Below are 23,492 nucleotides of genomic sequence, written 5' to 3'. Positions count from 1 at the left end.
CGTCTTCCCTCAGTTCGCCGGTCCGCCAGCGGTGCGAGCGGAGGGGAAGTCCACGGGGCGCTTCTCCCGGAAGGCCTGGCGTGCTTCGGCGTAGTCGGCACCGGCGAAGTCGAGGATCTCGAGTGCCGAGGACAGCTCGTGCTGAGGCACCGCGTTGGTGAGCCAGGCGTTGAGCGCGCGCTTGGTGAAACGGAGTGCCTGCTGGGAACCGCGTGCCAGTTGGGACGCGACCTCGAGGGCGCGGGGCAGTACCTGCTCGCGGGGAACGGACAGGCTCACGAGCCCGATCCGCTCGGCCTCGGTGCCCGTCAGCTTCTCGGAGGTGAGCACGTAGTACTTGGTCTTGGCCATGCCGACAAGCAACGGCCAGATGAGTGCGGCGTGGTCGCCGGCGGTCACGCCGACCTTGGTGTGGCCCTCCATCAGCACCGCGTCGTCCGCGGCGATGCTGATGTCGGCGAGGAGCGCGGTCGACAGCCCGTAGCCGACCGCGGGGCCGTTGATCGCAGAGATGATCGGCTTCTCGATGCGCAGCACCGTCGCAACCCGCTTGCGTTCGGTCTCCAGCATCGCGAGCGCTTCCTCGGGCGTGGGATCGGGCTGAGCGACGTCCATCCCGGTACAGAAGGCTTTGCCGGCCCCGGTGATGACGACGACCCGGGTCTGTTCATCGCGCTCGACGTCGGCCCAGATCCGGTTCATCTCCTCGAACATCGGCATAGTGAGCGCGTTGTACCGGTCGGGTCGATTGATCGTGATCAGGAGGGTGCCGTTGTCGTGGCGTTCGGTGAGGATGTCGCCGGTGCCGTGGTTGTAGAGGTCGGTCATCGGCTGGTCTCCTTGTGGTGTGTGGGGTTGTGCTGGGAGTGGAACTGGCGGAGTGCTTCTTGGTGGGCGGGGCGTGCGGCTCGGATGTCGGCGAGTACGTCGTCGGCCGGGCGGATGACGTTGCGGGGGTTTTTGAAGTGGGGGATCACGTATTTGCCGAAGAGTTCGATCGAGCGCAGTAGCTGGTTGTGGGGGAGGCTGTCGACGCGTAGGACGAGTGCGTCGACGCCCATGTCGGCGTATCGCTGTACGTGTTCGATGCAGTGGTCCGGGTCGCCGACCATGAAGCCTTGGGAGCGCTCGAACATGTACTCCTCGTCGTCGAAGTCGATGTCTTTGACGGCGCCCATGTAGGCGTAGTCCTGTGAGAGCTTGGACAGCCGTTCGTAGGCGTCGGTGGAGAGTTTGGCCATCTCGAAGAGGGGTTTGGCCTCGGTGCGGGCCTGTGCTGTTGTCTCGGCGCAGTGCATGCCGCCTGAGATCGCGACCATCTTGCGTGGTGTGATCGGGTGGGGGTGGTCGGTGGCGGCGAGTGTCTTGTCGTAGAGCTTCACCATGTTCTCGACGAGGTCGAACCCGAGGTAGAGGCCGCCCATGATGGCGCCGATGCCCATGGTGGCCGCGGTCTCGACGGAGCTGGGGCTGCCGGCGGCGGCTGAGATGGGCGGGTAGGGCGTTTGGAGGGGCTTGGGGACCAGGCTGCGGGGCGGGATCTTGTAGTGCTCGCCCACGTAGGAGAACGGGTCGTCCAGGAAGGCGCGGCGGATGAGTTCGACGCCTTCTCGCCACTGGGACTTGTTCTCGGACGGGTCGACTTCGAACGCGCGCAGGGCGAGGGTGGTGTTGCCGCGTCCGGTGCCGAGTTCGACGCGGCCGTTGGAGAGGATGTCCTCGGTCGCGACGCGCTCGGCCACGCGCAGTGCGTGGTTCATCCGTGTCGGCAGCAGTGTCACGAGGTGGATGAAGCGGATCCGGCTGGTGAGAGCCATCAGGTACGGGTAGAGCACCTCCGGAGCGGAGACCGAGGCCGTCCCGAGGGCGACGTGCTGCTCGGAACTGCCGAAGGCGTCGAAGCCGACGCGCTCGGCGAGCAGTACCTCCTCGACCAGTTCCCGGTAGCGGTGCTCATGCGTGAGCCCGACCGGGGTGTCCCCCTCGGTCATGAGGATGAAGTCCATACCGACCCTTCCGTCGAATGTTATTCGCCGATAACGTAGGACGTAGCTCAGCCCAGGTCAAGGCCCCCAGAAAGAGCGACAGGTGTTAGTTCTGATTAACGTGCGCGGGCCTGGACTGCGGGCCTCTCCCCATCCGTCGAGTAGTGGCGCATCCGTGAGGTACTGGCCGAGCGGGCGCAGAAGGAGGAGTGACCACACGTGAGCGAGTTGCGGATTGAGCGTTTGACCTCGCCCGACATCGCGAGCGCCATCGCGAGCGGTATGCGTACGGCGGTCTTGCCGCTGGGCGCCACGGAGCAGCACGGCGCGCACCTGCCGATGTCGGTCGACAGTGATCACGCCGATCGACTAGGTGTTCTTGTCGCCGAGCGGCTTGGCGACGCGCTCGTGCTACCGACGGTGCGGATCGGCTGCTCGCCGCACCACCTCGGCTTCGCCGGAACGCTCTCGGTGCAGGCCGAGACGCTCGAGGCGATCTGCGCCGACTGCTGCGCGAGCCTTGCTGTGCACGGCTTCCGCCGGGTGCTGATCTTTTCGGCGCATATCGGCAACTATCCGGTGCTCAGTGACATCGAGCCGAAGATCGCCGCGCGGCTCCCCTCCGACCTGGATGTCATCGCGTTCGCGGACTCGGCAGCGGTCCTCCGCGCGTGGCGCGATACTGCTCAACGCGTCGCCGGCCTCGCCGACCACGTCGGAGGACATGCCGACGTCGCCGAAAGTTCGATCATGCTGGCCGTGCGGCCGGACGCGGTGAGGAACGATCGCGCCGCCGCGGGTTTCACCGGGTCCATGGATGACGCGTTGCTGGCCCGCGTATTCACTGACGGTGTCAAGGCAGTCGCCCCCAGCGGGGTGCTCGGTGATCCACGCGGCATGTCGTCTGAGCTGGGCTTCGCCTGTCTGACCGCGGTGGCCGACCTGCTCGCGGAACACGCAATGGCACGTTATCGGCCGCTCACCTAGACTAGACTTTCTGTGTGTCGAGCTCACCTACCCCCCGTACCGCGTCTCCCCGCGCCACCCGTCGGCAGGTGCTGATCAAGGTCGCCGGAGAGTTGTTCAACGAGCGTGCCTTCGATGCGGTCACCACTGAGATGATCGGCGCGCGTGCCGGTGTGACCGGCCCCGCGCTCTACCGGCACTTCCCGAGCAAGCAGGCGTTGCTGATCGCCGTGCTCGAGGATCCGCTGGACGAACTGCTGGCTCATGCCCGCAAGACGGCAGCCGAGGTGACGGATCCACGCAAGGCACTTGAGGAGATGATCGATTACCACGTCAAACGCAGTCTCCAGAACGTTCCGTCCACGCTGGTGTTCCTGAAGAACGAACACAACGTCCCCGAGGACGAACGCCATCGCATGCGACGCATGATGCGCCTCTACGCCGAAGAGTGGAGCGGACTGGTCACCCGGCTGCGGCCCGACCTGTCAGACGCGCAGACCCGCGTTCTCACACACGCCGTCTTCTCGATGATCAACGCGCTACCCCAGTTCAACAGCGGCCTTGATCCCGACATCGTCGCGACGACCATCCGCACCGCCGCGGTCAACGCGCTGCTCGTCCCCGCGGACGCGAGCTGACAAGAAGAGCGGTCTTCAAGGGCGCGGCTCGTAGCCGCTGACCTGATCCAGGCCGGGGCCGGTGACCGGGAGGTGACCCGGCGCTTCGGGGTGGCCCGGATGCCGGCGCGCCACTGGCGGCGAGCGTTGGCACCGCGTCGTCGGCGGCGGTCCAGGGTGGACCGCGTGCCGACGCGGGGAGAAGTTGTCCAGGACCGCGAACAGCATCTCCCCAAGCCAACGCTCGCGCAGTGTCGTGGTTGAGGTGATGTCCGTGACCGTCTAGGCCTGGGCAGACTCGGCCGGATGTCGAAGGATCCGGTGCGCTGCGGAGGGCGATCGAGCCACTACTCTTCTTGTCAGCTCGCGTCCGCGGGGATGAGCAGCGCGTTGATCGCGGCGGTGCGGATGGTCGTCGCGACGATGTCAGGATCAAGGCCGTTGTTGAACTCTGCGAGCCGATGACGTGGTACCGCGGTGATTTCCTCCACCTTGGCAGGGTGTTACATGGATGACGTCGGGCCCGGCTCGTCAGCTCTCGTGGATCCGCGGAGAGGCCGTGTGATGGATCTGATGAATTTTGAACCGATCCGGACGCATCCGCAGCTGTTGCTTGATCGTGCGCGCTCCGAGCCCAACATCGTTGCGCTGCGTCACTGGCGCGATGGGGTTGTGCACGCGATCACGTGGCGGACGTACCGAGACCGAGTACGCGAGATCGCGCTCGGCCTTGTCGAGCACGGCGTGCGGCACGGCGATCGCGTCGCGGTGATGAGCAGCGCACGCCCGGAATGGGCCTTCGTCGCACTGGCCGTGCAGAGTGTCGGCGGCGTGGTGGTCGGCGTCTACCCGACCAACTCGCCCGCCGAGATCGAGCAGATCCTGGCGCACAGCGAGGCAGTGGCCTTTATGGGCGAGACAGCCACGGAGCTCAACAAGGTGGCGGAGATCGCAGCCCGCGCACCGAAGCTGCGGCTCGTCGTCGGCATGGACACCGCCCCGCCGGCGCTACCTGAGGCAACCACCGGGACAACGTGGGAGGAGCTGCGCACAGAAGGCGCGCGGCATCCAAGCGTCGTATCCGACCGTCTGGTCGAGATGGTCGCTGCCACGACACTCGACGACCCCGCCGTTCTCTTCTACACGTCGGGCTCCACAGGAGCTCCGAAAGGCGTCACGCACTCGCACCGTACGCTTCAGCACTCGGTCCAGACCGTCGTCGGCCTCTATCCGGAACTCGACAGCCGTGAGCACGACATCGTCGGCTTCCTGCCGCTGGCCCACGTGGCGCCGGCGCTGCTGCTGATCTTCACTCCGCTGCTCTCACGTCTCGTGGTGACGTACTGCCGCATCGAGGACTACGAGGACGCGTTGCGCACCGTGCGACCGACGGCACTGCTGTGGCCCCCGCGCTTCTACGAGAAGGTCGCCGGCGAGCTGATCGCACGAGCGCGGGCTTGGCCCCGGGTGCGCCGGTACGCCTACAAAGGCGCGATGTGGGTCGGTCGCCGAATGGCCGAGCGCCGTTGGTCCAGTGGTCAGCCCTCGGTGTTCTTGCGGATCGCATACACCACTGTGCTCCACCGCGTCTTCCTGCCGTTGCGGGCAAGCGTCGGATTGGACCGCCTTCGCGTCGCTTTCACCGCCTCTGCCGCGACGCCCGAGAACGTCATTGCGCTGTGGCAGATCTGGGGGCTGGATCTACGCGAAAGCTACGGCCTCACCGAAACAGCCGGCTGCCCCGTCGCTCATTTCGACCAGACGTTTCCTCGCCCGGGATATATTGGTCGCGAATTCTCGGACCCACGCTTCCAGGTCGAGGTCGCACATGATGGTGAGATGCTGGTCCGCGCACCACTGCTGTTCCGCGAATACTGGCGCGACCCGGAAGAGACTGATGCCGTTCTGCGGGACGGTTGGTTCCGTACCGGCGACCTGATCGAGCGTACCGCGCACGGTGAGATCCGCCTCATCGGCCGAAAGAAGGACGTGATCATCACCAGCGGCGGCAAAACGATCAATCCGCAGCCGATCGAAACCCGGCTGACGGAGAGCTCGCTGATCAGCGAAGCGATCGTCGTGGGCGACGCGCGCAGGTGCCTCACCGTGCTACTCGAGCCGAGCGCACAGGCCAAGGCGCTGACTACGACGGCGCTGTCCGAACGCCTGCGAGCTGAGCTCGGGCGAGTCAACACGGACCTCGCACGCGCCCAACAGCTGAAGGACTTCCGTGTGCTGCCTCGGCCCCTCGAGGCCGAACGCGGCGAGCGGACCGCGAACGGCAAGGTCAAGCGGAACGCGGTAGTGAACTCATTCGCCACGTTGATCGATGAAATGTACGGCGGGAATGACGACACAGTGATCGCGAACCACCTACGGTAGCGGTCGCATGAGCGAAGAACCTTGATGGGTTGGCCATGGCTCCTACGTCTGCTGACGCGTGTACAGCAATGGGTGGACTCATGCAGCTCCCGACCTGACACGGCAACAGATCCGAGCAGCGCAAGGCGGCGCCGCGACGCAGACTCGGTGAGCGCGCTACAGGCGCGACGACCACAGATCATCTCGGGCTTCCGCCCTGGGTCGATTCCCCGGACCGCCCTGCGGCTTGAGTCGTTCGGCAATGCTGACTTGATTCCATTCCTGCGCGCCACTCCCGGACCATGTCTCTTCTGCATCCATGCTTGTGGAATTTGAATTAGTCCAGTCGTATCAGTGCATTGCGCGTCTGTGCACGACGGGTCAGAGTCAGCACATGAGAAGTGCAGCGAGTGTGCGCGTACGCAGTTCTTGCTGACCCATGAGGTATGGCATGCGATCGACGGCGCTCCATCAATGCGCCCCCTCATCCGATGGCCATCCCGCAGTCGTCGAATCAGCAGTCACCGACGAGGTAGCCCTGACGCCTGCGCCGCTCGAACCCAGAGAGGTGGGGCTTCAGCCCCCTGAGGCAGCACCGGGCACCGGCAACCATCGGCCTCGCCATAGTGCCTCGGAGCCTGACCCGACGGACGGGTTCCAGTCAGTACCCACCTTCTGAACCCTCTGATCGCGCCGAACAACGTGACGGCGCCGACCTCGCGCGGCGAGGGCGGCCGAACGGCGCACCTCCCATCCTTGGTGTGACAAGGAGAGTCAATGACGACGGCACAACACTCCGAAAAGACGATCAGCTTGAGGTCCGCCCGGCGCGCATCGCTGGCCGGCGGCGTCGGGACACTGATCGAGTACTACGACTTCAGCGTCTATGGGTTTCTGACGCTCACTATCGGACCGTTGTTCTTCCCCAGCGAGAATCCGACGGTCTCAACCCTGTCCGCGCTCGCGGTGTTCGCGTCGTCCTACCTCATCCGTCCGCTCGGTGGCTGGTTCTTCAGTCGCCTCGGCGACCGCCGCGGCCGCCGGACAGCCCTCGTCGCGACGATTGTGATGATGGGGGCGGCGTGCGGCGTGATGGGTCTGCTGCCCACCTACGGACAGATGGGAGTCGCCGCGACGATCGCTATCATCGTCGTGCGACTCGCCCAAGGGTTCGCTGCCGGTGGTGAGATCGGTGGCGCTGCCACCTACATCGCCGAGCTGGCGCCACCCGGCAAGCGGGGTTTCTACGGATCGACGGTTTCCATGGGGTCCACTCTCGGGTTCGCCGTGGCCGCCGGCGTCGTAGGGCTGGTCCGTCTGCTGGTTCCGGCCGACCAGATGGCAACGTGGGGCTGGCGGATCCCGTTCCTCCTCTCGCTGGTCCTCACTGTGGTGTGTCTGCAGGCTCGGCTGCGGGTCGAGGAGTCGCCTCAATTCCAAGAGCTGAAGGAGAAGGCCGCGATCGTACGCAGTCCGATGCTGGCCGCTCTGCGTAGCCACCCGCTGTCGGTTGCCCGCGTGGCGGGCCTGGCTATCGCGTTCAACGGCACCGGCTACTTCGGCGTTGCCTACTTCGCCATCTTCCTGCAGGAGGAAGGATTCTCCGCCACAGGAGTCGCCTGGACCTCAGCGTTGTGCATCGCCCTGGCCACCTTTACCTATCCCTGGGCGGGCAAGTTGACGGATCGCTACGACCGCAAGCCCATCCTGCTGGCGTCCTACATCATCTTCGCCGTCATCGCTTGGCCGGTCTTCGCACTCCTCATCGCGGCAACCAACCTCTGGGCTGTCGGGGCCGTCTATCTGGTCTTCATGTTCTTCACCGGGTGGGCGCAGGTACCTACGTGGCCGTTGGCCACGGAGCTGTTTCCGGCAAGCGTGCGCTACTCAGGCATCGCGATCGGTTACAACCTGGGCGTGATCATCGGCGGCATCACGCCACTCGTCGCCGCTGCCCTCGTGGCCGGCACCGGAAGCAGAACCAGCCCCGTCTACTGGATCCTCGCCGTAGCGCTCATCGGAGTGATCACCGTCGCGCGACTGCCGAAGACCGCGTCGAAGCCGCTACCCGCCTAAGCGGACGGCCAGGTCCACGATCTCCTGCACCCGCGCGGAAGCCGCCCGGGTGCAGGAGATCGTCGAGCCTGCGGATACCACAACCGTGGCGAATCAGCCTGCATGTCGACCGTGCGCTGTCCGCGGGCGGGCTGTGCTCCTCCGTCCGACTTCCCTTCCCGTCGTATTCACTGCACCGGCAACCGGTTGAGAACTCTTTGGTGAGGTGAGGCTGCCGATCCACCCGAGGAAGAGTGCCGCTGGCACGGACACCATGCCCGCGTTGTAGTACGGATACCAGTTGAAACTCAATTCCGGCCATAGTGAGTTCTTGGTACCGGTGACGACGGGTGAGGAGACCGTGAGCACGAGGGACAGCAGCAGCCCCCCATAGACGGACCAGAGAAGCCCCCGGCGATTGAACTTGGGCCAGAAGAAAGTGTAGATCAGCGCCGGGAATATACTCGACGCCGCAACGCAGAGAGCGAAGATGACCAGGGACTCGACCGGATACCGGCTGATGGCTGTGGACAGCGACAGGCTCACGGCGACCAGGACGACGAGGGCCAGACGCAGTACTCGCGCTTCTCCGGTTCGGGTGCGCGGGCCCTTGCCCTGAGCGAACACATCACGCGCGAAGGTGACAGCGGCAGCGAAGGCCACACTTGACACGGTCGTGAGTGCGGCGAGGAAGGCCACGGACGCCATGGCCGTGATGAGCGCGACGCGCGCCACTGAGCCGTGCGGGAGTACTTCCGAAGCCAGCAGAATCGGGGACCCCTGTCCAACGTCGTCAACCGCTCGAATGACGTCGCCTCCCACCACGGCCGCGGCCGCGAAGCCCGCCGCGCTCAGGAGGACGACAAAGGCAGCGCCCAGTCCCGAGGCAATGCTCATGGATCGTCGTGCCGAGCGCCCGCTGCGGGAGGCACTGACACGCAGGATCAGATTCGGCAGCACGGCCGTACCGAGGATAACGACGATGTGTTCGCCGATCACGTTGAGCGATCCGAGGTTCGCGGTGCGCGGCCAGAGCCCGGGGCGCAGATATCCGTTCGGCGACGTACTCTTCTCCGCCGCCGCGGAGAGCAGATATCCGGGGTTCCACTCGAATCTGCTGAGGGCCAGCAGCGTGATCAGCGTAAGCGTGATCAGGGTGACGACCACCTTGACGACCTGCATGAAGCTGGTGCCTCGCAGATCTGCCACGACTGCGAAAAAGCCGACGAGAAGCCCCATCAGCACCGTGCAGACCACTTGGGTTCCATGGGTCGACCGGCCGATCAGGAGGGCCACGCTGATGCCGGTAGCCCGTAGTTGGACCATGAGAAGGGGAATGGTGATCGCAAGTGTCACCAGGGCCGCGGCAGTCCGCGACGTGCGCCCCGCGGCACGCAGGGAGAAGAGGTCACCGAGAGTGTAAAGTCCGCTCTCGCGTATTTTTTGAGCAAGGAGCAGCAGTACGCCGAGGGCGAGCATGAGGTCGATGGCGATGCTGAACCCGTCGTAGCCGTACAGAGCGATAAACCCGGACGTCACCAACAGGGTGACGACCGTGATCTGCTCGCCCGCCATGGCGAACCCGTTGAAGACCGGAGAGAGTGACCGGTCCGCGATGTAGAGCCTTTCCGGCTCGTGTTCCTGACTCGAGGCAAGCGTGAAAAGCCACAGGAGAGACAGTCCGATGAATACCAGGAAGGCGACGATCACGGGGCCTCTGGCGTCTGAACCGATCGGGTCGAGTACAGCTGCGCTCACGATGGGCACGGTCACCGCTTCCGCCAGGAATCATCGACAGTGGACGCACCCGACGTCTCGGCCTGGGGCATGCCGGAGGTCCGGGCCCGCTCGACGGGATCGCAGGCTGTGCATCGCGCCTCGTACATCCACACGGTGGCGACGAAGAGGCCGCATTGAAGGATGCCCCAGACAAGGCCGAAGGTGATGTGCCCGTACACATGAACTGCGGGAACGGCGGTCAGCAAGGACAGCGCGATGCCGACGGCAAGAGGGACGGTGTTGGCGGCAACGAATGCACGCCGGGCACGACGCGTGGTTTCGCGGAGACTTTCACCGTGTCGCAGTCGGAGGGCATCGAGCGATGGGTCCGGTGCCGGCGGGCGATCGGGTGAGGGTGAGGGTGAGGGGAAGACGAGGTGCACGGAAACCTTCCGGGCTTGGAGGGCGGGTGACGCGGTCGGCGAGCGTTGGTGCCTCGGACGCGCAGGTCGTTCCGGCGCGCAAAAGATCTGGGATCTGGCCGACGGCCGGGGAGGGACACGAACAGGAATGTCCATGGCATCCGACGTCTCGGTCTGGGGCACGGCGGAGGCCGATCCGCTACCGGACTGACCGCTACCGCGGCCCGTAGATCACTACGGTGTTGCCCCATGGGTCCCGGGCCACGGCTCGGACCTCGTGCGGGCCCTGCTCGGGCTCCCGGACTACGGATCCGCCGCCTTGTACGAGGGCGGTGAGCGCCGAGGTCACGTCGGGGACCTTGAACGACGCCGCGGGCACCCCACCGGTGACGTCCTCGGCCGGGCCGGTCAGGGCCAACGTGGTGCTGCCGGCGTCGAGGGCGGCGTAGCGGTCGCCGTCGACGAACTTCGTGGCCAGGCCGAAGGTGTCGGTGTAGAAGCGCACGGCGGCGTCGATGTCGGCCACCGGGTGCAGCACGTTCCCGATCTTCACGCGGTCGAACTCCACGGAATCACCCACCGGACGGCCCCGCAGCACGGCCCGAGCGGAGGGTTCCACCACACCGCGCGCCGCGCGTGGATGAACCACTCGTGCGATCCACCGGAGCTGACGAGCCGGGCCCGATGTCATTCATGTGACGCTCTGCCCGAGGTGGAGGAAATCACCGCGGTACCACATCACCGGCTTGCCGCTACCTATGCGTGCGTCGTGCACACGACCGATGAGAATGACGTGATCTCCGCCGGGTACGGCTTGCTCCAGCTCGCAGCGGATGACCGCTGCGGCGTCGGGCAGTATCGGGTGTCCGCCCTCGTCGGACTCGAAGCTCCCGTGTGCGAACTTGTCCTCGCCCTTGGTGGCGAACCTCATGGCCAACTTCGCATGCGCGGGCGTCACGATGTTCACGACGAACTGCTCAGCCGCTATGAAAGCTGAGAAGCAGTCCGCTCCTTGGTCCAGACAAACGAGAACAAGTGGTGGATCAAGCGACAGCGCCGCGAAGGAACTCGCGGTGAACCCATGCGACGTGCCCCCGGCGCTTCGGGTCGTCACGATCGTCACGCCGGAAGGGAAGCGGGCCAACGCCGAACGGAAGGCAGCCGCGTCCAGTCCTTGGACTTGGTCAGCCATTCCACACCTCGCGGGCAGCTCGGGCGGCAAGGTCGTGGCAGCTACCGAAGGCATCAACGTCGACATGCTCTGCGAGTAGCGCCTCCTCGACCGGCTCTCGGTAGCGGTGCTCCCGTGCGAGCCCCGTCGGGATGTCCCCCTCAGCCATGACGATGACGTCCATACTGATCCTCCCTCAAATGTTATTGACGAATAACGTAAGGCTTGGCTTAGATGCGGTCAAGTACCCGAATGGAGAGGCGATGCCGTTAGTGCACAGTAACGAACTGGGTGCCACGTCAGTCCGCTGCCGCCTGTGCGGCCGTCGGTCGCGGTGCGACCGGGGTCGCCCTGGCTGCGACCCCTCCCGTGCGCGCCTGGCGACCTTCGTTGTTATCGCAAGGTAACGCCTGTCGCTCTTTCTGGGGGCCTTGACCTGGGCTGAGCTACGTCCTACGTTATCGGCGAATAACATTCGACGGAAGGGTCGGTATGGACTTCATCCTCATGACCGAGGGGGACACCCCGGTCGGGCTCACGCATGAGCACCGCTACCGGGAACTGGTCGAGGAGGTACTGCTCGCCGAGCGCGTCGGCTTCGACGCCTTCGGCAGTTCCGAGCAGCACGTCGCCCTCGGGACGGCCTCGGTCTCCGCTCCGGAGGTGCTCTACCCGTACCTGATGGCTCTCACCAGCCGGATCCGCTTCATCCACCTCGTGACACTGCTGCCGACACGGATGAACCACGCACTGCGCGTGGCCGAGCGCGTCGCGACCGAGGACATCCTCTCCAACGGCCGCGTCGAACTCGGCACCGGACGCGGCAACACCACCCTCGCCCTGCGCGCGTTCGAAGTCGACCCGTCCGAGAACAAGTCCCAGTGGCGAGAAGGCGTCGAACTCATCCGCCGCGCCTTCCTCGACGACCCGTTCTCCTACGTGGGCGAGCACTACAAGATCCCGCCCCGCAGCCTGGTCCCCAAGCCCCTCCAAACGCCCTACCCGCCCATCTCAGCCGCCGCCGGCAGCCCCAGCTCCGTCGAGACCGCGGCCACCATGGGCATCGGCGCCATCATGGGCGGCCTCTACCTCGGGTTCGACCTCGTCGAGAACATGGTGAAGCTCTACGACAAGACACTCGCCGCCACCGACCACCCCCACCCGATCACACCACGCAAGATGGTCGCGATCTCAGGCGGCATGCACTGCGCCGAGACAACAGCACAGGCCCGCACCGAGGCCAAACCCCTCTTCGAGATGGCCAAACTCTCCACCGACGCCTACGAACGGCTGTCCAAGCTCTCACAGGACTACGCCTACATGGGCGCCGTCAAAGACATCGACTTCGACGACGAGGAGTACATGTTCGAGCGCTCCCAAGGCTTCATGGTCGGCGACCCGGACCACTGCATCGAACACGTACAGCGATACGCCGACATGGGCGTCGACGCACTCGTCCTACGCGTCGACAGCCTCCCCCACAACCAGCTACTGCGCTCGATCGAACTCTTCGGCAAATACGTGATCCCCCACTTCAAAAACCCCCGCAACGTCATCCGCCCGGCCGACGACGTACTCGCCGACATCCGAGCCGCACGCCCCGCCCACCAAGAAGCACTCCGCCAGTTCCACTCCCAGCACAACCCCACACACCACAAGGAGACCAGCCGATGACCGACCTCTACAACCACGGCACCGGCGACATCCTCACCGAACGCCACGACAACGGCACCCTCCTGATCACGACCGGCGTCCCGGTGCCCGGAGCGGTGCGATGACCCGCGACCCGGGCTCCCTGTCCTTCGAGCCGTTGACCCCGACGTCGTATCTGGATCGTGCCGCGGCGGCGCACGGGGATCGGGTCGCGGTGGTGGATGGGCGGTCCCGGTGGACCTATGCGGAGCTGCGTGATCGGTGTCAGCGGTTGGCGGGCGGGCTGGCCTCGTTGGCCGGGGGGCGTCCGGTGGCGGTGCTGGCGCCGAACACGCATGTGCCGCTGGAGGCGCACTACGGGGTGCCGTGGGCGGGGGTGCCGCTGGTCGCGGTGAACACCCGGCTGTCGGTGGGCGAGGTCGCCTACATCCTGGAGCACTCCAAGGCGTCCGTGCTGATCCACGACCCGTCGTTCGACGCGTTGGTGGACGAGGCCCTGGCCCGGCTGGCCGCCCCACCGCACCGGATCAGGGCGGGGCGGGAATACGAGGATCTGCTGGCCGCGGCGGAGCCGCTGCATCTGACCCCTACCGACGAACGGGCGCTGCTGTCGATCAACTACACCTCGGGGACCACGGGCCGCCCGAAGGGCGTGATGTACCACCACCGGGGCGCGTTCCTCCAGGCCGTGGCGATGGTGGGGCACACCGGACTGACGCCGTCGAGCGTGCACCTGTGGACGCTGCCGATGTTCCACTGCAACGGATGGACGTTCCCGTGGGCGGTGACCGCGGCGGCCGGGACGCACGTCTGCCTGCCGAAGGTGAATCCGGCGGAGATCTGGCGACTGCTCCGGGAGGAGGGCGTCACGCACCTCAACGGGGCGCCGACGGTGCTGTCGATGATCGCCTACGCCCAGGAAGCCGCACCACTGGACCGCACGGTGCGGATCGCCACCGGTGGGGCGCCGCCGTCACCGGCGATCCTGCGGCGGACGGCGGAGCTGGGGTTCGAGGTCACGCACCTGTACGGGCTGACCGAGACTTACGGCCCAGCGATGCTGTGCGACTGGCGCCCGGAGTGGAACGACCGCGACGCCGCGGCACAAGCGCGGCTCAAGGCGCGCCAGGGCGTCGGGAACATGATCTCGTGCGTGCCGCGGGTGATCGCGGACGACGGCACGGACGTCCCCGCGGACGGTGTCACCACGGGGCAGATCGCGTTGCGCGGCAACAACCTCATGCTCGGCTACCTCGACGATCCGGAGGCCACCTTGGCAGCGGTGCCGGACGGATGGTTCCGGACCGGGGACATCGGCATCCTGCACCCCGACGGGTACGTGGAGCTGCGTGACCGCTCGAAGGACGTGATCATCTCGGGTGGGGAGAACATCGCGTCGGTCGAGGTGGAGCAGGCGATCATGGATCATCCGGCGGTACTGGAGGTGGCGGTGATCGCGGTGCCGGACGAGCGCTGGGGTGAGGTCCCTGCCGCCTATGTGAGCCTGCGGGAAGGCGCTACAGCCACCGAGGCGGAGATCATCGAGCATGTGCGGGGCAGGCTGGCCTGGTTCAAAGCGCCGAAGACGGTCACGTTCACCGAGTTGCCGAGGACCTCCACCGGAAAGATTCAGAAGTTTGTGTTGCGGGACAAGGCGTGGGCCGGGAGCGAGAGCCGCATCCGGTGAACGATGTGAACGGACCGGTGGCGCGCGAGGTCGTCGTCAGGGAGTGTCAAACCTCGTGCTTCCGCGCGGCAGGACGTCCGGTAGGTGATCAGAAACGCGAAGAGCTCCTGCCCGCAAGGGGACTTTTCCTGGGCCAGGCCGTCGCATGAAGGAGGCACCAGATGAAGCGCGTCGGGTCCTCCCCGGGTGTCCGTGCCGAAGGCGGTGGTCGCGGGGTGGTCTCCCAGGCTTCAGCAGGGGCACAGTCCCTGAATGAGTCCGGTCGCCCCAGGTCTCAGGGCCCGCGGCAGGTAGTCGCTGTCATCCTCATGTGGCGAGGGCGCATCGGGTTGTTCAAGCGCAGTGGATCTGTCCAGCATGATGCAGGCTTGTGGCACTGCATCACCGGATATCTGGACGCTGACAGCGACCCGGTACGGCAAGCCATCCAGGAGATCTGGGAGGAGACTCTGCTCCCCGCCCGCGCTCTGGAGCGGCTGACTGCGGGCCCCATGCTGCGTCTGGCCGACCCTCGTGGCGGGCCGGACTGGACCGTGCACACTTTTTTGGCCTGTACCAGTCAACGCCGGCTCACTCTCAACTGGGAGCACAAGGCATACCGGTGGGTACGGCCTGGGAAGCTGTCACAGTTCGACGGGCAGGTCGCATGGCTGACAGATGTCCTGCGAGCAGTCGACTCTCTGCCGTCAGCCAAGGCGCGTGATGGGGGCGCGTCTTAAGGCCGGTGCGAACCGGTCCAGCGCCCCGGGCCGGCCGATCAGGTGGCCCGAATCCGAGCAGAATGCTCGATCTATAAGAGAAACATTTGTGCAGTCGCAGAGTTACCCGTCTTCTGGCGGAGCATAACGCGAAATTCCTAAGGCATGGTGCCGAATGCGGAGGTGGTCTGTGATGGTCGCGGAACTGAGGTCGGCCGGCGGCGACGGCGGTCCTGCCCGGGCGGAGGAGCTTGCCGCGCTGGAGTCGGTCGAACAGCGGGTGCTGTGGCTGTCCACCGCGATCATCGACCACGCCAACCGGGTGCGGCCGAACCCTTCGGGGCTGAAGGTGGGCGGTCACCAGGCGTCCAGTGCCTCGATGACCTCGATCATGACGGCGCTGTGGTTTCATGCACTGACTGCCGAGGACCGGGTGTCGGTCAAGCCTCACGCCTCACCGGTGTTGCATGCGATCAACTACTTGCTGGGCGAGCTGGACGAGTCCTATCTGACCACGCTGCGTGCCTTCGGCGGTCTGCAGAGCTACCCCAGTCGCTCCAAGGACCCCGACCCGGTCGACTACTCCACCGGTTCGGTCGGTATCGGCGCCACCGCTCCCCTGTGGGGCGCTCTCGCCCGGCGCTACGTGGAGGGGCGCTTCGGCGGTGCCGGGAGGGGGCGCCAGTACTCCCTGCTCGGCGACGCCGAGCTGGACGAAGGCGCGATCTGGGAAGCCATCCAGGATCCGATGGTGCCGGGTCTGGGCGAAGTGGTGTGGGTCGTCGACCTCAACCGGCAGTCTCTCGACCGAGTCATCCCCGGCATCGCCGCGGACAAGCTGCAGGGCATGTTCGCCGCGGCCGGCTGGCAGGTGATCTCCCTCAAGTACGGGCATCTCCTACAGGAGTTGTTCACCCGGCCCGGCGGCGAGGCCCTGCGCGCTCGTATCGATGCCATGGGCAACCCCGAATACCAGCGCCTGCTGCGCTGTTCCGCCGACGAGCTGCGCGAGCGCCTGCCCGGCACCGGCTCGACCGCCGGGCCGATCGCCGACCTCATCGCCCCCCTGGACGACGCCTCGCTCCTGGCGGCGCTGCGCAACCTGGGCGGCCACGACATCGGCGCGCTGACGGATGCGTTCGCCGGTGTCGACGACACCCGCCCGACCGTCATCTTCGCCTACACGGTCAAGGGCTACGGGCTCCCCACCGAGGGCCACCCGCAAAACCACTCCTCGCTCCTGGCGGCCGAGCAGATGAGTGCGCTGGCCGACCGCCTGGGAACCGATCTCGACCACCCGTGGACGCGTTTCGGCGAGGGTTCGGCGGAAGCGGCCCTGTGCGCGGCGGCCGCCCAGCGGCTGGACCGCCCCGAACAGGCGCCCCCCAAGCCCCCTGCGGTCCCCGCCGACCTAGCGCGCCCGGCCCCCACCGGCATCGGGAACACTCAGCAGGCTCTCGGCCGCGTCCTGCTGGATCTCACCCGGCGGGCGCCGGAGGCGGCCGCCCGGATCGTCACCGTCAGCCCGGACGTCAGCTCCACCACCAACCTCGGCGGCTGGCTCAACAAGGTCGGTGTGTGGTCGCCGACCGAGCGCCCCAACTGGTTCGCCGATGACGCCGAGACGATCCTGCACTGGCGGGAGCGGCCCACCGGCCAGCATGTCGAGCTGGGCATCGCGGAGACCAACCTGGTCGGTCTCCTCGGCGAGCTGGGCGCCACCTGGAGCCGGTGGGGCCAGCCGCTGCTGCCGATCGGCGTCGTCTACGATCCCTTCGTCAACCGGGCACTGGAGCCTTGGTCGTTCGGCATCTATGCCGGTGGCCAGTCGATCCTGGTCGGCACCCCCTCCGGTGTCACCCTCGCCCCGGAAGGCGGTGCACATCAGTCGATCACCACCCCCTCGCTGGGCATTGAGCAGCCCGGCTGCGTCACCTATGAGCCGGCGTTTGCGATCGACACCGAATGGTGCCTGCTCGCCGCACTCGGCAACTTGGCCAGTCCAGAGGGCAGGTCGGCCTATCTGCGGCTGTCGACCCGACCCATCGACCAGTCGACAGCCGCCGTGCCCAGCGACCCGGCCGCTCGCGAACGCCGTCGCCGACATGCGACCGCCGGGGCCTACCGGCTGCGGCAGCACGAGAAGCCCGTGGTGACACTCGCCGCGATGGGCGCTTTGGTCCCGGAGGCCCTGGCCGCCGCCGACCGGCTCGCCGCCCTCGGGCATGGCGCCGACGTTGTGTGCGTGACCAGCCCGGACCTACTCTTCCGCGCGCTCCAGGCCCGTCGCGGCCTGTCGGACGACCCGGCCTGGATCCTCGACCAGGTCTTCCCCCTCGACCGGGCCACCCCGCTGGTCACCGTCCTGGACGGGCATCCCCACACCTTGGCTTTCCTGAGCACGATCCAGAACGTTCCCGTCAGCACTCTCGGCGTGACCCGGTTCGGCCAGTCCGGGGCGATCGAGGACGTCTACCGCTACCACCGCATCGACACAGACAGCATCGTCACCACCGCCCTCGACCTCATCGATTGAGCGAGAACTCGGCAGCCTCTGCGTGCAGGGGCCGGTACAAAAGAGCAAACCGCACTCACCGTCCGCGCCGGCCGCGTCCCACATCATCGACGTCGCCCCTCGACAACACCGTGCTGGGTCACACCAGGAGTTGACCGCGGCAGCCACCATGCACAACCGGTCCGCCGCACCGTCCCCTCGCCGGGGATTCGCCTCTCATACCCCGTCCGGCGGCACGCCCCTGTCTTGCCGAAAAGACGTACCGCCGGACGGTCCCGGCGCAGCCGACCCGTACCACCACCCCATGGGGCAACAGCTCCCCACCCACTCCGTCCGGCGGCACGGCGCGGCACCCGCCCTGACAAGCCGCGCCGTGCCGCTGGACGGTCGCAACCAACCTGTCCGCCCTTCCCACGGCGAGCCGAGCAGACGCACCACCCAGACGATTGGACATGTGATGAAGGCTCTGAGCGGAATCGAACGAAAGTGGTCCGGGGCTCCGGCCGTTCCCCGACCAGCCGCGCCGTCAGCCAGTCGTCCGTATCCGGCCGTGGGTGGCAGGATCGGCGAGGTCGTCTCCAAGCCGTCGGCAAGCGCCTCCGCCGCCGATGAGCTCCAGCAGCGCAAGGACGAAGGGTTCCTCCGCTGATGCGCATCGTCCTCGTCGGGCCGCCGGGTGCTGGAAAGGGCACTCAGGCCACACGCCTGGCCGGGAAGCTGTCGATCCCGCACATCTCTACGGGCGATCTGTTCCGGGCCAACATCAGTCGGCGGACCGAGCTCGGGAAACTCGCGAAGGTCTCCATGGACGCCGGCAACCTCGTCCCGGACGAGCTCACCATCGCGATGGCGAAGGACCGCATGCAACAGCCGGATGCCGAGAACGGCTTCCTGCTCGACGGTTTCCCGCGCAACGTCTCGCAGGCCGAGGCGCTCGACGAGCTGCTGAAGACCGAGGCCATCAAGCTGGACGCGGTTCTTGACCTCGAAGTCCCCGAGGGAGAGGTCATCGAGCGCATCGCCGGCCGGCGCATCTGCCGCAGCCGGTCGGCACACGTGTTCCACGTGTCGTACAGCCCGCCGAAGAAGCAGGGCGTGTGCGACGTCTGCGGCGGTGAGCTCTACCAGCGCGACGACGACTCCGAGGAGACCGTCCGCAAGCGGCTCGAGGTCTACCACACGCAGACCGAGCCGATCATCGAGTACTACAAGACGCAGGGCCTGGCGGTCACGATCTCCTCCCTGGGCCCGGTGGACGAGGTCACGCGGCGGGCGCTGGAAGCCCTCGAGCGCGAGGACGACGGCAAGTAGCCGCCAGCACGTCTTCCACCACCACAAATGGCGGCGGCGGGCGTATGCCCAGAGTGGAGTGCCCTTTGACGTCCGAGGAGACCTGACCGGCAAGAACGTCGCAAAGCATCCATCGAGGGATGGCTGGGCGCACCAGGCTCCGCCAACGGCATCTGGGCCTTCCGGCAAGTCTCACCAGGGAGCAGACCGGTTCCACCAGATTGAGGAACGGGTGTGGTTCAGCGTCTTCATCGCGACGGCGAAGCCGGTGCCCTCCTCACCGATCATGCGGTCCGCGGGGATGCGGACGTTGTCCAGGTAGACCTCGTACGTCGGGGAGCCCTTGATGCCGAGCTTCTTCTCCGGGGCACCGAAGGAGACGCCCTCGTCGGACTTCTCGACGACGAATGCGCTGATGCCCTTGGAGCGCATGGTGGGGTCGGTGACGGCCATCACCGTGTAGTACTCGTAGACGCCCGCGTAGGTGATCCAGCGCTTGACGCCGTTGAGCACCCAGTGGTCGCCGTCGCGGACCGCCTTGGTCTTCATGCCGGCCGTGTCGGAGCCGGCGTCCACGATCACGGTGGCGAGCGAGGGCGTCCGCGCACCCCCGCCGTACTCCTCGGGCACGTGCACCGCGTGCAGGTCATTCGCGACGAGGGCCTCGAGGGCCTCCTCGTCCACCGCGGCGGCGTCTGAGACCCGTCCACCGCACCTGGGGTGATACGGGGGAATCGCTCACCCTGGTCGGCAGGGCCACCGATGTGGCAGATCGTCCAACGCATCGAAGATGCCTGGGTGGAAGCGCCTACCGATGGTCTCTAGGAGGGAACTGAGTTCCCTGGTATCTGATAATCAGTACCCTCCCAGGACGTGCTTCCTTCGAGTGCCTCGCCATCACGGACTGTCCGCACGGGTGATGATGGCTCGCTAGTCGCTTCGGTCGCTGACGGGGGAGGAGGGTGCCTGCTGAGCTGCAGTTTTCCCGCAGCGGCTCAGGGAGGCTGACTCCGCGTTCTCTGCATCCGGTCCGATGCGTTCTGGATGGCGTTAGTCTGTCTCGCGGTCGGGCCGGGTGCGAACGTGGCGGTCGCGTCCAGCGCCATAACCGGCAGCGGCCATGACCAGGCTCAATGCGGTGAGGAGAAGGAGAGCACCAGTCCAGCTGCCGGTGGTGTCGTGGAGGACGCCCAGAAGAAGGGGTCCGGCCGCGGCGACGAGATAGCCGATGGACTGAGCCATCCCGGCCAGGGCTGTGGTCTCGCTGGGACCAGTGGCACGTTGGCTTTGGAAGCTCAGGGCGAGCACGAGACAGACACCGGCGCCCAACCCGAGAAGAGTGCACGCCGCGAGTGCGAGCGCTGGAAAGAGGAGCAGAAGCGCGAAGCCTGCGGCGACGATCGCTGAGCCCGCGGCCGCAGCGAAGCGCTGGTCGTGGCGGCCTCGAGTGATCAAAGGCAGCAACATGCTCGTGACCAGTGCGACGAGCTGGTAGTAGAACAGCATCCAGCCGGCAGCTGTGGTGCTCATGCCCTGCTGACTGAGGATGCTGGGCAGCCAAGCGACGGCGGTGTAGAAGGCAAGGGATTGCAGGCCCATGAAGAAGGACACCTGCCACGCCAGCCAGGATCGCCATGGGGTTCGAGCGTGTGTCCCACGAGACCGTACGCCGCCGTCCGGCCGGGATCCGCGTAGCCGAGGCAGCCACACGGCGAGAGCGGCGACGGCGACGACTACTCCCCAGGCCAGGGCGGAATGCCAGGTTCCGGGCAGGGCCCCGGCAAGCGGGACGGAGATGCCGGACGACAGAGCAGCGACCACTCCCATAGCGGTGACGTAGAGAGCGCTGACGGTATGAACCCGCGAGCCGGGCACGTGGGTGCGAATCACCGTAGGCAGCAGGACGTTGCCAACTGCGATCGCCACCGAGAGGATCACGGTTCCGACGAACAAACAGGCAAGCGAAGGCAAGGACCGGATCACGGTGCCCGCTGCCAGCACTGCGAGGGCGGCCACGAGGAGGCGGGTGGTGCCGACCCGGTGCGAGGTGCGCCCGACAAAGGGCGAAGTCACAGCAAACACAAACAGCGGCAGGGTGCTCAGTACGCCACCCTCTGACGCAGTCAACCCGGTGTCGTGCTCGATGGCCGGCAGCAGTGTGCCCACACCCGTCAAGGTCACGCGTAGGTTGGCCGCCACCAAAAGGATCGCGATCAAGAGGCCCGCCGAAAGGGCGGGCGTAGTAACCGGCGTCTTCGGGGTTGCGATCCGGTCGGCCTTCGTAGCCGTGGTGAGGCCGGCGCGGGAGTTCCTCGAGGTGGTCACTTCTGTCGTTCCGTTCCGGTCTCGGTGAGCTTCACGATCTCGGTGGCGCAGTAGCGTGCACCGACCTCGTCCTGGGCGGCGATCGCCTCAACGAGACGCCTGTGCAGAAGGCTGTGCTCCGCGGCCGTCGCGCTGGGCCAGAGTGTGCCGCCGATCTGTTCGGTGACCGCAGTGCTGAGGACGTCGTACACCTCGGTAAGAAGGGTGTTCCCGCTGGCGCTCACCACAGCCTGGTGGAAGCGGGTATCGATCTCCGCGATGGCGGCCATCTCCGGTGAATCCGCTGTCGCCGCGGCCTCGTCGAGGAGGTGCCGCAGGTGATTCAGGTCGTCTTCGGTACGCCGCAACGCGGCCAAGCCCGAGGCGTACTCTTCCAGCACTGCGCGCAGTTCCAGCACGTCGCTCCACCTCGAGGTGTTGGCACGTCTCATCAGTACCGAGTGCATTTCGCTTGATGTCCGGACGTACGTCCCGTCACCCTTCCGAGCCTCCAGCAGGCCCAGATGCACCAGCGCGCCGAGCGCCTCGCGCACCGTCGTACGCCCGACACCGAGTTGCTCGACCAGATCATGTTCGGGCGGAATCCGCGTCCCTACAGGCCATGCGCCGGATGTGATCTGCTCACGAAGGGTGTCCACCAGTTGCGCCGACAAGCTCGCGACGCGGCGCGGCGCACGAAGATCTTTCATAAGGCGACCCTAACACCGAATGTCTGACATCTGTACGTGATGTAGATCGCCACCCGCCTTGGTCCTCTCGTCGTGCATGGATCCTGGACGCAGCGAATGCGTTGATCGCGGTGGCGCGGACGGGCGTCTTGACGACTCGGCCTAGGTGAGCAGCCGATAACATGCCGTTGCGTGTTCCGCGAGTAGGTCGGCTGCGGCGTTCAGACAGGCGAAGCCCAGCTCAGATGACATGCCATGTGGGTCGCCGAGCACTCCACGGGATGCGACTGCCTTGACGCCGTCAGTGAATACGCGGGCCAGTGGTTCGTCGTCCATGGGCGTGGTCGCATCCTCCCCGGCACTTGATCAGCCGGTACGTCCTCCCTGTTGTGCCGCCGGCTGGCAGCCGCGCGCATAGGTGGCAGACCGAAGCCTGACACCACGGCCACATTACTGCGCATTAACCTGTTCCCCTTTCGCTCATGCCTTGACGCCGCCTATATCAGGACATACGTTGAATGTGAATCATCCATAACGTTATCCGTCAATAACGACAGAAGGGTCGGTACGGACGTCATCCTCATGACTGAGGGGCCACCCCCGCCGGATCCCCGGTGGCCTGGCGCCGCCACACCGCGCCCGAGACGTTTCTCTCCGGCCTCGTCGTCCCCCGCCCCACCGGGCCCCCAGGACAGCACCATGAATCACAACCTGCCAGTGAGGCTCAGCAACAGCCTTGAGACAGTCTCATCCGCTCGGACAGATGTGGTCTTCCCTCTGCCTCACATTCCAGAAGGTCTTGCCGCCGTCCGCCGACGCGCCGCCCGCGCTATGCAACAGTGGCGCATCCCCTCGGACCTTGTGGACGATGCGCTTCTGGTCGTCTCCGAACTGATCACCAATGCGGTCGTTCACGCCCTTCCCCCTGCGTCGCTGTGCTTGTCCCGGCAGGGTGGCCGGGCTGCGTGCGCTGTCCGCATCGAGGTCACTGACGCGGGTCCGGCGCTGCTGCGCCACCACGGCGGCAGCCCTCGGCAGCCCGAGGAGAGCGGCCGCGGGAGCGCCATCGTCGCCGCACTGTCCGCCCGCTCCGGAACCACGACTTACCAAGGCGGGACCACTCGATGGGCGGAAATCCAATAGCCCACGCCCTGACCAGGCCCCCGGCGTCCACCCCGCACGGCACCGTGCGGTCGCGCGGCAGGCGTGTCACCTGCGGCTGGTGGAGGCGGTCAGGGGGAGCTCGCGAGCTCTGGCGGCACGTACTCGGAAGTCACAGATGCCTGACCGGCGACGCGTTGTGGCCCCGCCGGGCGGTCGGCTAATCCTGCCGAGGACAGCGGAAGCGCCAGTCAATCCT

Annotated in this window: 19 protein-coding genes and 1 pseudogene; 9 read left to right on the top strand and 11 right to left on the bottom strand. The window is 66.4% G+C overall.

All coding sequences use genetic code 11. The annotated features are described in order from the left end of the window. Positions 1-9: 9 nt before the first annotated feature. Entirely contained in the window at positions 10-828 is an 819-nt protein-coding gene (locus tag CGL27_RS11195; protein ID WP_119986312.1) for an enoyl-CoA hydratase/isomerase family protein, read from the bottom strand. Continuing rightward, positions 825-2,006 carry an LLM class flavin-dependent oxidoreductase gene (locus tag CGL27_RS11190; protein ID WP_119986303.1) on the bottom strand — a complete coding sequence of 394 codons (1,182 nt, stop codon included), beginning with the start codon at positions 2,004-2,006 and terminating at the stop codon, positions 825-827. The genes CGL27_RS11195 and CGL27_RS11190 overlap by 4 nt, the downstream gene beginning before the upstream one ends. A 198-nt stretch (positions 2,007-2,204) precedes the next feature. On the opposite strand from CGL27_RS11190, the gene CGL27_RS11185 reads away from it, so the two are divergent. Beyond that, the gene (locus tag CGL27_RS11185; protein ID WP_205587670.1) at positions 2,205-2,972 is read left to right on the top strand and encodes a creatininase family protein; all 768 of its coding nucleotides are present in this window, start codon (positions 2,205-2,207) and stop codon (positions 2,970-2,972) included. Positions 2,973-3,040: 68 nt separating this feature from the next. Then, positions 3,041-3,589, top strand: coding sequence for a TetR/AcrR family transcriptional regulator (locus CGL27_RS11180; protein ID WP_205587669.1), 549 nt, complete (start codon positions 3,041-3,043; stop codon positions 3,587-3,589). 338 nt (positions 3,590-3,927) lie between these two features. Here CGL27_RS11180 and CGL27_RS53105 read toward each other — a convergent pair whose 3' ends face one another. After that, entirely contained in the window at positions 3,928-4,059 is a 132-nt protein-coding gene (locus CGL27_RS53105) for a hypothetical protein (protein WP_276147830.1), read from the bottom strand. 73 nt (positions 4,060-4,132) lie between these two features. On the opposite strand from CGL27_RS53105, the gene CGL27_RS11175 reads away from it, so the two are divergent. Further along, positions 4,133-5,950, top strand: coding sequence for an AMP-binding protein (locus CGL27_RS11175; protein ID WP_162952957.1), 1,818 nt, complete (start codon positions 4,133-4,135; stop codon positions 5,948-5,950). Positions 5,951-6,706: 756 nt separating this feature from the next. Continuing rightward, positions 6,707-8,005 (top strand): MFS transporter, encoded by a 1,299-nt coding sequence (locus CGL27_RS11170; RefSeq protein ID WP_119986308.1) that lies wholly within the window; start codon positions 6,707-6,709, stop codon positions 8,003-8,005. 93 nt (positions 8,006-8,098) lie between these two features. On the opposite strand, the gene CGL27_RS11165 is transcribed toward CGL27_RS11170, so the two are convergent. The 4 genes from CGL27_RS11165 to CGL27_RS49965 all read right to left on the bottom strand — a co-directional run bounded on the left by CGL27_RS11165 (position 8,099) and on the right by CGL27_RS49965 (position 11,480). Next, positions 8,099-9,742 carry a transporter gene (locus CGL27_RS11165; RefSeq protein WP_240450464.1) on the bottom strand — a complete coding sequence of 548 codons (1,644 nt, stop codon included), beginning with the start codon at positions 9,740-9,742 and terminating at the stop codon, positions 8,099-8,101. Positions 9,743-10,339: 597 nt separating this feature from the next. Further along, positions 10,340-10,678 carry a VOC family protein gene (locus CGL27_RS11155; protein WP_037648814.1) on the bottom strand — a complete coding sequence of 113 codons (339 nt, stop codon included), beginning with the start codon at positions 10,676-10,678 and terminating at the stop codon, positions 10,340-10,342. Between the two features lie 138 nt (positions 10,679-10,816). Then, positions 10,817-11,317, bottom strand: coding sequence for a flavin reductase family protein (locus tag CGL27_RS11150; protein ID WP_078646672.1), 501 nt, complete (start codon positions 11,315-11,317; stop codon positions 10,817-10,819). Then, complete coding sequence (locus tag CGL27_RS49965) at positions 11,310-11,480, bottom strand: hypothetical protein (protein WP_162952956.1); 171 nt, start codon at positions 11,478-11,480, stop codon at positions 11,310-11,312. The genes CGL27_RS11150 and CGL27_RS49965 overlap by 8 nt, the downstream gene beginning before the upstream one ends. A gap of 308 nt (positions 11,481-11,788) precedes the next feature. On the opposite strand from CGL27_RS49965, the gene CGL27_RS11145 reads away from it, so the two are divergent. The 4 genes from CGL27_RS11145 to CGL27_RS11125 all read left to right on the top strand — a co-directional run bounded on the left by CGL27_RS11145 (position 11,789) and on the right by CGL27_RS11125 (position 19,160). Next, positions 11,789-12,970 (top strand): LLM class flavin-dependent oxidoreductase, encoded by a 1,182-nt coding sequence (locus CGL27_RS11145; protein WP_119986303.1) that lies wholly within the window; start codon positions 11,789-11,791, stop codon positions 12,968-12,970. A gap of 100 nt (positions 12,971-13,070) precedes the next feature. After that, on the top strand, positions 13,071-14,636 hold the full coding sequence (locus tag CGL27_RS11140; RefSeq protein WP_119986301.1) for an AMP-binding protein: 1,566 nt from the start codon (positions 13,071-13,073) through the stop codon (positions 14,634-14,636). Positions 14,637-15,527: 891 nt separating this feature from the next. Next, the gene (locus tag CGL27_RS11130; protein WP_119986296.1) at positions 15,528-17,870 is read left to right on the top strand and encodes a pyruvate dehydrogenase; all 2,343 of its coding nucleotides are present in this window, start codon (positions 15,528-15,530) and stop codon (positions 17,868-17,870) included. Positions 17,871-18,497: 627 nt separating this feature from the next. After that, positions 18,498-19,160: an adenylate kinase gene (locus tag CGL27_RS11125; RefSeq protein ID WP_119986294.1), complete on the top strand. Its 663-nt coding sequence runs from the start codon at positions 18,498-18,500 to the stop codon at positions 19,158-19,160. A gap of 198 nt (positions 19,161-19,358) precedes the next feature. Here the strand turns inward: CGL27_RS11125 and CGL27_RS11120 are convergent. From CGL27_RS11120 to CGL27_RS51875, 4 genes and pseudogenes are all read right to left on the bottom strand, one after another. Beyond that, a pseudogene (locus CGL27_RS11120) lies at positions 19,359-19,817 on the bottom strand (acyl-CoA dehydrogenase family protein); the annotation flags it as partial. A gap of 372 nt (positions 19,818-20,189) precedes the next feature. Beyond that, the gene (locus CGL27_RS11115) at positions 20,190-21,464 is read right to left on the bottom strand and encodes an MFS transporter (RefSeq protein ID WP_240450462.1); all 1,275 of its coding nucleotides are present in this window, start codon (positions 21,462-21,464) and stop codon (positions 20,190-20,192) included. Continuing rightward, entirely contained in the window at positions 21,461-22,153 is a 693-nt protein-coding gene (locus tag CGL27_RS11110; RefSeq protein WP_119986293.1) for a FadR/GntR family transcriptional regulator, read from the bottom strand. The genes CGL27_RS11115 and CGL27_RS11110 overlap by 4 nt, the downstream gene beginning before the upstream one ends. A gap of 726 nt (positions 22,154-22,879) precedes the next feature. Further along, positions 22,880-23,047: a hypothetical protein gene (locus tag CGL27_RS51875; RefSeq protein ID WP_240451080.1), complete on the bottom strand. Its 168-nt coding sequence runs from the start codon at positions 23,045-23,047 to the stop codon at positions 22,880-22,882. Here CGL27_RS51875 and CGL27_RS11105 point away from each other — a divergent pair. Continuing rightward, positions 22,979-23,275 (top strand): ATP-binding protein, encoded by a 297-nt coding sequence (locus tag CGL27_RS11105; protein WP_240450965.1) that lies wholly within the window; start codon positions 22,979-22,981, stop codon positions 23,273-23,275. The genes CGL27_RS51875 and CGL27_RS11105 overlap by 69 nt on opposite strands. Positions 23,276-23,492: the final 217 nt, after the last annotated feature.

Origin of the sequence: Streptomyces sp. 11-1-2 (assembly GCF_003595545.1) — a bacterium.
Taxonomy (GTDB): domain Bacteria; phylum Actinomycetota; class Actinomycetes; order Streptomycetales; family Streptomycetaceae; genus Streptomyces; species Streptomyces hygroscopicus_B.
Note: the sequence above shows the minus strand (reverse complement) of the source record. Positions and strands in the feature narration are given on the sequence as shown.